Consider the following 9,269-nt stretch of genomic DNA (forward strand, 5'->3'; position numbering starts at 1 on the left):
CCAAATAGCTTTCTCAAAGCTTCTAATGCAGTAGTTTTACCTGCACTATTAAGGCCAATAAATGCGACTAATTTTTGATCAATTTTAAGTGTCACTTCATTTTTTCCGAACGATCGGAATCCCTTTATTTTTAAAGTACTAATTCTCATATGATGATTACACTATTTCTATTTTACTTTTCCCGCTTGACATTTTGCTTACTTTTATTTGAGTAGGGATCCGCTCAGTCATTTCCTGAACATGTGAGATCACACCAACTTTACGACCTTGATTATGTAATCTTTCCAGTGCATCCATTGCAATGTTAAGCGTGGTCGGATCTAGGGAGCCAAAACCTTCATCAATAAAGAGGGATTCTACTTTCATTCTGTTGGAAGAAAGTGAGGCAAGACCTAAAGCCAGTGCAAGAGATACCAGAAACGATTCCCCTCCAGATAGAGAATAAACTGTGCGGATTTCATCTCCCATGTCCTGATCAATCACCTGCAAGCCGAGTGTAGCTGGAATACGTTGAATCTTGTATCTATTGGTTAGTGCTTCCAAATGAATGTTACCGTAACCTAGTAAAACATCGAGCGTATATTCCTGTGCAATTTGACGAAATTTTTTACCATCTGCAGAACCAATGACATCATTCAGCTTTCTCCACTTTTCTGAAACACTTTCTTGCTGAGCAATAGTTTTGAGAAGTTCGCTTATCTTGTTTTTATTAGTTGAATCTAATTGCAGCTTAAAGGAGATTTCATTTTTGGCTTGTTTGCTCTCTTCGGCATTAGATTTAGCCGAACTATTCAAAACTAAGAGGTCATCGAGGATTCGCTCTGATAAACGCGCTTGTTGATGTAAAGTCAGAAGTTGATTTCGTTCTGCCATAACAGACCCAGCCCTCGTTACCTCCTCATCAATCGCCTGAAGTGCATTGCGCTCCGCATCGGTCCAGTCATCCCCTAAAGAAAGTAATTCTGACAGATCTTCAGCACTTAGAGCAATAGTATGTTTTTGGTTGAATTCATCGAGCCAATTCTTGATTTTTGCAGCAGCGTCAATGATATCCGTATCCAAAGCGTTTATTTCCTTGGATAACTCTTCTTTTTGGGTAACCGTTTTAGTATGATCAATGTTGAGTTGCTGTTCAGTTCCCTTGTGATTGTTGAGCTCTTGTTGAGTAGTCTCTATCGTCTTTTTGAATTGATCTTCTACCTCTTGCACAGGTCTTCCTTCGAAAATGGCATTTCGTTGTTTTTCCAAATCTTTGTATTCGTTCTGCTGGAAGAAATGAACCTTTTCTTTTTGAGAAGCCCCTTCCGAGAAACTTTTGGCTTGAGTATCTAACTCTTTGAGTGTAGCTCCAAGTAAGTCTCGTTGTTGAGTCGATAGCTTTAGATTTTCGTTATTTTCATCCCAACTCTTTGCCATTATGTTGATTTCCCCGATAAAATTTTCTGGTGCTTTCTTCCAACGTTCCATCCAATCTGAAGTCATTAAAAACGGAAAAAGCGTGTCATTCAGCTCTGTAAGTGAGGTAGTGGCCCCATCGTATTCTCTTTGACAATTGGTCTGCTGTTCAAGCTGTAATTCCAGAGTGCTTTTATTATCCTTAATTTCATTAGCCAAACTGTCAACGGTTTCTTTTAATTGATCGATTTTAGTTTTTTCAGCCTCGAGTTGTTGTTTGTCTGAGGCATGTGTTTGTATCTGGTCTTTTAAATCGTTTTGTTTCATTTGCAGAGTTTTCTGCTTTTCTGCGATCCATTCTGTTTTAAGCTCATCTACTACATCCTGGCTTTCCGTTGAGGTCTCAAATTTTTCCCATTCCTGTTGTTTGATTTCGAACGTTACCGTTTTGTTTTCAAACTCTTCATCCTGGCTTTGCATTGTTTGTTTTAATGTTTCGCATTCTTGTTTGAGGCTATTGTGCTGCTGAAAAGTATCGAGGTATGCCTTTTCGTTTGCGTTATGCGCTGCTTCTATTTCCGCTAATACATTTTCAACCTGAGGATTGTGCAAAACATACGGATGGTCTTCGCTTCCGCAAACCGGACATGGCTCATTATTAACCAAACTAGCTCTGAGTGTTTCTACATTTTCAGTCGCTGCTAAACGTGCTTTTTGCAATACTTTACCTGATGTTTCTTTTGCGGTATTTTCAATAGTCAAAAGTTGTTCAAGCTTCTGTAAGGCTTTCTCTTTAGATTTATAGTCTGAACTGTTCGCTGATCGCTTCTTCTTCAATTGTTCAATATCTGTCTTAAGGCTATGCACTAGCTCCCACTGTCCTTGTGCTTGAAGATTATTTTGGATGGCTAGATCGATCTTGTCTTTGCGCAGGTTGAGTGCTTCAACCGGAACAAGAAGTAATGCTTTCGATTTAGTATCATAGCCTTCTTTCAAAGTTTCGTACTCTTGCTTTTGTACTTTTAACGCGGATTCAAATGCAGTGGTTTTACTGGTGATTTCTTCAATACTCTCCTTTAATTCATTCAGTCGCTCTTGGGAAATAACAGAAGTTTTCAGAAGATTTTGGGCATCGTGCAGTTTGGAAAGAATAACCCCTTTGTTTTCGGCAATAAGCTTATGATCACTATTTTCTGTTGTCCATTCTTCAATGGATTTTATTTTATCAAGAATGTCATTCAGTTCAGTACGTTTGTCGGAAAGTAATTTTTGATGTTTGTCACGTTTTTCTACAGCACCGTCAAATTCTTCTTGGGCCCTTTGAAGCTGTTTCACTTTTTCTGAAAGTAATGTATCCAGCTCTTTCCCCTTTTCCAATAATGGAATAGCATCAAGGTGAGCATTGTTTTTTTGAGCAAGATCAGTTGTGACAGCGGCGAGTTGTTGTTCTAGTTGTTCCTTTTGCAGATGAAGCTTTACAATTCTTTCTGCCAAGTCTGTTCGCTTTGCTGTTTTTTCACTTTGCTGTTTCTGAATGCGATCATGTAAATCTACCCAAGTCCTCACTTTTTGCGCCTGTTCGACCTGAAATAACTTTTGTTTTCGTTGGGTAGCGTTTGTCTTTACCTGCTCTGCTAGTTGCAAAGCGTTTTGGGCTTCATTAAAAGAATTTTGAAATAGATTCAGCTGTTCATGCCAGCCGATTTCTCTCGTAAAAATCTCTAAATCGGTTTCCAAAGTCTTAATACGTACTTCCAATTCGGCTTGTTCTTCCTGCAGTATTTTCAACTCATCTTCAGTCAGTGTAACAACACCTTCTTTTCGAATCTGCAATTCATGGAGTTGCTGTTCTTCAGATTTATATTTTTCATAAATCCTTTTTGAGATCTCTGAATAAATGTGTGTTCCAGTCAATTTCTCAAGAAGAGACGATTTTTCATCCTTATTAGCTTTCAAAAAAGCTGTGAAATCACCCTGAGCCAATAGTACTGATCGGGTAAATTGTTCAAAATTTAAGCCTACGAGCCTTTCTATTTCTTTAAGCGTTTCAGCTTTCTTTCCTGGGATGTCAATATTGGAAGTGATATTTTTCAAGGAGATGGAGTCTGCCTGAATACTTCCATCTGTTTTATTTCTCGCTCGCCTCACACTCCATGTCGCCTTATAATACTGACTATCAATACCAATAAAATCAACTTCCGCGAATCCTTCTGAAGTACCGTCTCTCAATATTCCTCTCACATCTCCCTGATTAATTGTATTCCCAGGGACATCATGAATTTCTACACCATTTTCCTTAGCCTGAAGATATCTTGGTGTTTTATTATATAAGGCGAGACAAAGAGCATCAAGTATAGTAGATTTACCCGCACCGGTAGCTCCAGTTATTGCAAAAATACCAGAAGAACAAAGTGGTTCCGATGTAAAGTCAATTACTGTTAGACCGTCCAAAGACGCTAAGTTTTTAATTCGTATGGCTAGAATTTTCATATTATTCCTCTGCTTGATTTACTTCCTGTGCCGCTTGCTGAAAGAGCTGAATCATGTCATTAGGAACTTCGACACCGTATTTTTCTTCATATACTTTAGAGAATACATCCAAAGGTTGCAAATTATTTAATTTGTCTGGTGTCATAAACTCCGGTGTTTCTTTAGTGGTAATGGGATATTTGACATCAATCTTTGCAAGCCTTACTTTCTTGTCGATCAATGTGGTTTCGATCTTATGTCGTAAAGATGGTTCAGGACCTTCTAGCAAAATACGCACCTCCAGATAAGGTTTTACTTCTTGGGGATCATCTATATCACCTAGTTTTTCTAATAACGCGATCACTGTATGTAATGGTTCATGAGTTTGTGGAATTCTTTGGAGAGAAACGAATTCTGGAACTTCAATCGATCTTAAAGTGCTAATTTCTTGATCCAGATCGAAAACAATAACTTGATGTTTGTAATTGAGTTCTGAAAATGATAGCGGCAATGGACTTCCTGCATATCGTATGTGTTCTTTTCCTCCAATTCGTTGGGCTTTATGAATGTGTCCCAAAGCAACATACTTAATATCGTTATGAAATGCTGTTGCAGGAATACATTCCACACCACCCATTATTAATCTTTCCGTTTTATCCAAGTCGGTTATTTCAGCTTCATGCGTATGTAAATGCCCCATCGCGATAATGGCTTGATCGTCTTTTCTTTTTCGTAAAGCAAATTCATAAGCTGATTTATATAATGCGGAAACACCTTCTGTATATGGATTCGTACAATCCGCTACAACAGGATAATCCCCCATCCTCAAAAAAGGTACTGCGAGGCACCATGCCTTGATCTTTAGAGAATCGTAAAGAGGAACAACAAGCTTTTCATAATCAATACCTCCTTCAGAATTCTTTTCTACCATTCCTATTATGTGAATATTAGACGATTCCAATAAAGGTTTAGGAGATTCCAATCGCGTTGCGGAGTCGTGATTCCCAGCGATGATAATAATTTGTATGTCCGGATTTGTTTTTATCGCCTGACTAAGAAAAGTATAAAACATTTTCACCGTTGCAGCAGCTGGATTAGAAAGGTCAAAGACGTCTCCACTAATCAGTAATACATCGATTTGTTCTTCAGATAATATCTTGACTAACCAATTAAGGAATTGCTGATGCTCGTAAGTACGATCATATTCATGGAATAGTTGGCCTAAATGCCAATCCGCAGTATGGAGAATTTTCATTTTTTGAAAAGATAAAGTCGAGATTAAGGAATATATTCTTCGAATACCTCCTTTAATTTATTCCGCCAACCTTCAGGCAAATCGGTCCAAGCTTGTCCCCAAGATTGCGCTTCTTTAAAAGCTTTAAATGGTTTTTCATAAGTTGCAGTATATCCAATCTGCTCTTCAACACTTTCTTCCATGAGTATAATTCTTCCATTATTTCCTACAGCGGAGGCGATTGAAGCATTATATTTAAAAGAATCAGGAGTATTACTATCCTTATCATGAATGACAATAGGATTTATCCCCATCGAAGTTAAATATTTGGCAAGTCCAATAATTGAAGCTTTTCCTCTGGCCTTTATAATCTCAAAATTTGAAACGATACTTAAATAACTAGCTTTAGGTAATCGAGTTAACGATTCTTTAAGTAAAATATCCTCGGTATCACCTTCAATGATTATTACTTTTTGAGTAAAAAAAGCTCTTGCAATGTAAGGATCTATTTTTAATAACATTTTTACATAGCTTTTATCATCAGCTTGTAGAGACTTGAACTGGTCAGAAACATTAAAGCAATCACATACAATATGGTTACTATCTGCTTTAAATCGGTTCAGTATTTGCCTTGGTTTACGTGAAATATCTATTAAATATGGGGAGTGTGTGGTCGCTAAAATTTGAGAATCTCCCTTACTTAGATCATAAATTGCATCTCGCATTTGATTAGCAGCACTAGGATGTAAATAAATCTCTGGTTCTTCAAAACAAATAATCAATGAACGGTTATGATCATCCTCTCTTTTTGAAAGCCATTTCTGGCGAAAACGCAACATACCAAAAACCGCAGCACGAATCATTCCGGTTCCCTGATTTTCTATTGATGTCCTGACATTACTTGACATTTCAACATTAAACGCGGGCTTTAATACCTTTGAAGGATCGCTAAGGTCAGTAGTAGCATGCAATTTCGAATCTGGAAATACACTCGACAATACTGAATTTAGTTCTGTCATCATTTTACCAAATTCAGAATCTTCATCTTTCGGATCTAATTCTCTAGAAAGTTTTGTTAAATATTCTTGGGCGTTTTTAAAATTATCGGAACCTTCTCGAACTGTTTCAAATAATTCACTTAATGTTTTTCCTAACACACCGCCACCATTCCCCTGTAACTCTGATATTGAAGAATCTGCTGGAATTAATAAATATCGTGGTAACATTTTGAGAACATTACCTGGTATACCTCCTGGATTCTCAAACCAAGATTCTGTTTCAGATAAGTCCCATATCTCATCAATTGAATCTAATTTCTCTAATGCGGATTTACTTGTGCCTATATTCTTGTCTAATTCAGAAAAATGCTCCGAAATCAATTTAGAATCAAGACCTTGATTTATATAATCATTTGCCGTTTTACATTTTTCGTAAAGAGGATTAATCGTTTTTTCTTTTGCCTTGAATTCTATTACAACGTCTTTTCCCAATTCAAATGTTTTTCTATATACTACAGATAATCCTGAATCGTTTTCATCAATAGCTTCATAACTAAATATTCTGCCTTTAAAACCTCTCCAAGATTTTGATTCTTCAGGCAAATTACGAAATTCCGCTTCCAATGTAATTTTAGTTATATCAGGCTTAGTTTCACCAGTTTCTTCATCTATTATGGAATAGTAATCAGTTGAGGGGAGCGTTTTTTTCGCCGATAATAAAACTTCAATCGCTTTTAATGCTGAACTTTTCCCACAATTGTTTTGGCCAATTATAAAGGTGGCATCACCAAAATATAACTCGATTTCCTTTAATCTACGATACCCGATAATTTTTAATTTATGTAATTTCATAAGTCATTTTAGTATACATAAGCTCTTCACTTATTTATTAAGTGATCAAAATTCCACGTCTTAAAATCTTCAACTTATAAATCTGAAATTACCTAGAAGAGCTTTCAAATGACTTCGTAGCATGTTGATTAAGAGATAGTTTTTATCTCTTTAATTATGAATTGAGATATTCATAAATTACGTCTCACAACTAATCAGTTCGTTAAAGTTTCAGTGCTGCAATGAAAGAAGATTAATTGAGAATATCAACCGTATAAATACGGTATTTGATTGCGGAAAACCACATTTTTATTAAAAAGGTCAGTGAAGCAAGAGTATTACTTTAAAAGAGATTTGGATCTTTCTCTTTTTTTCTAAGATGATGAATAGTTTTATTATCTATTTCAAAAATTACTTTTCGTCCTCATCAGGTGTCGGGACTATCAAACGTCTAACATCAACTTTTAAAGCTAAAGCAATTTGATGTAGAGTTTGCAAAGAAGGCTGTGAAGTATTGGAGCAATAATAGCTAACCATGGTCACAGATTTTCCGATTTTCTCGGCTAGATCTTTTTTAGAAACATTCTTTTCGGCTAAAACGATGTTTATTCTATTATATGCTATATTTTCCCTCTTTGCCACTAGTGATATTTAGTCGTTATATGTAAATGTATTGGTTTTTGGGGCTTATAATTATTGTATTCAAGTGAGCCTAGCCGCCCTGAGTGGCAGGTTGTTAAATATTATTTCATTTTCATTAAATATTATTTTAATTAATTGAAATAATATTGCATATTTGTCATGTTAAAAACTTTTTGAAGAATCTGTAACAATGGAGAAATTATCAAGTTTAGTCATTCATTAGTCAATGAGAGTAGTAACTTTGTGAAAAGCAAAGAAAGTACTCCTAAAATATTAGAGTAGCGTTAGCTATTAGATCTTGTATTCTGAAATCGCCAATTTAAGACGCACAAGAACTGATAGACTAACCACTCCTGGAAACGGGCGTGGTTGTCTTTGGTTTACTGTGCGTCGGGCGTTTGGCGATGCCTAGAATACAGTAAGCTAAGCACCACGCCTGCTTGTTATATGAACTTTCTGTTTTTGGTGCTAAACAGGAATTAAACCTACTTCGAATGGAAGCATTGCCAAACGCACCAATAGAAAACCAAAAGATCTTTAATTGTAATAGAGTAATCGTTATAAACCTCATCAAGCAAGATTTGGTTAATTGGAAAATGATCAATTTACTTCAGAGAATGCAAATTCGCGCAGATGATTATCAACTGAATATTGATTCCGTTATTTTTGAGATAATGGACCTGGATAATCGCGAAAACGTAGATGAAATTTTTGAGAAGTATGTGGAAATGTCAAAACCAATGCTAAAACTAACTATCGGTCAATCGAATAGGAAAATAGATGCCCTTGCTGTTAAGATCTATGATTATTTGGAGCAATTTATTAATGAACAAAATCAGTCGAACCTTTGATGCTGTAATATCAGATCATCCAGATGGTACAAAATGCAAATGGAGTAAGACAGGCGTCATTACTCCATTTACTAATCAACCTAACCTAACCACCTAAATCGGTTGCAATATACTATTTCAATTCCATTTCCGGAAGAACCTGTGAATGATATAAATCGGGAGAATAATTTTGCAAGTGTACTAGCAATAACGCAATTGACATTTTTCTTCCAAATTTCACGATCTAAATCAAAAAAAGTGACCTGAAAACAACCTGTCAACAACATGGAGTTACCTGATAACAGCATGGAGAAACATGGAGTGACTTGGGGTTTTACTGGGTTTCAGGAATTTTTAACTGAATTTATGTAAGATTGGTGGGTTGAATGCGTTATAGGATTATGGAAGCAATTCAACCACCCGAAGAACTCTTTTCAAGAGCTTATACCCGTTTTTATCATTCCTTGAAAAAACGGTATTTAGTAGGAATTGAAATGGCCAAAAACAAAAGTTATGCTGAAGCCTATTACAGGCAATCTTTGTTTAGTGAAAACCCATTGATTCCTAAGTATTCAGTATTTTACCATTCACTTGTTTCAACTTATCTGCAATACTTGCAATTAGGTCATCCTGATCCATTGAAACAAACACTTGGCCATCTTCCGGGTATTCGCTCGTCGGCAACCAATGTAATTGAACGAACATTCCTTTTGTATACTCAAAAGTATGAATCCCTGGACCAGTTGCATTGGCTGTACGCACAGGGAATTGAGGATACGGGAAAGTCTGTTCTGGAATTAATTGACCAAGAACAGCGTTTAACTCGGTTCCAAGAACAAAAGGTTGTTTTGCTTTTAGCATTTACCCAGG

The 9,269-nt window shown here is 36.3% G+C and carries 7 protein-coding genes; 2 read left to right on the top strand and 5 right to left on the bottom strand.

The features are described from left to right. From Q1V93_RS19435 to Q1V93_RS18995, 5 genes are all read right to left on the bottom strand, one after another. Window positions 1-149 (bottom strand): AAA family ATPase (locus Q1V93_RS19435; protein WP_367183841.1); only part of this gene is annotated, 149 nt, incomplete at its 3' end. A gap of 7 nt (window positions 150-156) precedes the next feature. Continuing rightward, window positions 157-3,885: an AAA family ATPase gene (locus tag Q1V93_RS18980; protein ID WP_300666995.1), complete on the bottom strand. Its 3,729-nt coding sequence runs from the start codon at window positions 3,883-3,885 to the stop codon at window positions 157-159. Between the two features lies 1 nt (window position 3,886). Beyond that, entirely contained in the window at window positions 3,887-5,119 is a 1,233-nt protein-coding gene (locus Q1V93_RS18985; protein ID WP_300666997.1) for an exonuclease SbcCD subunit D C-terminal domain-containing protein, read from the bottom strand. A gap of 23 nt (window positions 5,120-5,142) precedes the next feature. Then, window positions 5,143-6,948 (bottom strand): AAA family ATPase, encoded by a 1,806-nt coding sequence (locus Q1V93_RS18990; RefSeq protein ID WP_300666998.1) that lies wholly within the window; start codon window positions 6,946-6,948, stop codon window positions 5,143-5,145. A 390-nt stretch (window positions 6,949-7,338) separates the two neighbouring features. Further along, window positions 7,339-7,569: a helix-turn-helix transcriptional regulator gene (locus Q1V93_RS18995; RefSeq protein WP_300667000.1), complete on the bottom strand. Its 231-nt coding sequence runs from the start codon at window positions 7,567-7,569 to the stop codon at window positions 7,339-7,341. Window positions 7,570-8,063: 494 nt separating this feature from the next. Here Q1V93_RS18995 and Q1V93_RS19000 point away from each other — a divergent pair, with 494 nt between their 5' ends. Continuing rightward, window positions 8,064-8,420 carry a hypothetical protein gene (locus Q1V93_RS19000; protein WP_300667002.1) on the top strand — a complete coding sequence of 119 codons (357 nt, stop codon included), beginning with the start codon at window positions 8,064-8,066 and terminating at the stop codon, window positions 8,418-8,420. 380 nt (window positions 8,421-8,800) lie between these two features. Beyond that, the coding region (locus tag Q1V93_RS19005; protein WP_300667004.1) for a hypothetical protein at window positions 8,801-9,269 on the top strand (469 nt) is incomplete at its 3' end.

The organism is Fluviicola sp., assembly GCF_030151805.1.
GTDB lineage: Bacteria > Bacteroidota > Bacteroidia > Flavobacteriales_D > Crocinitomicaceae > Fluviicola.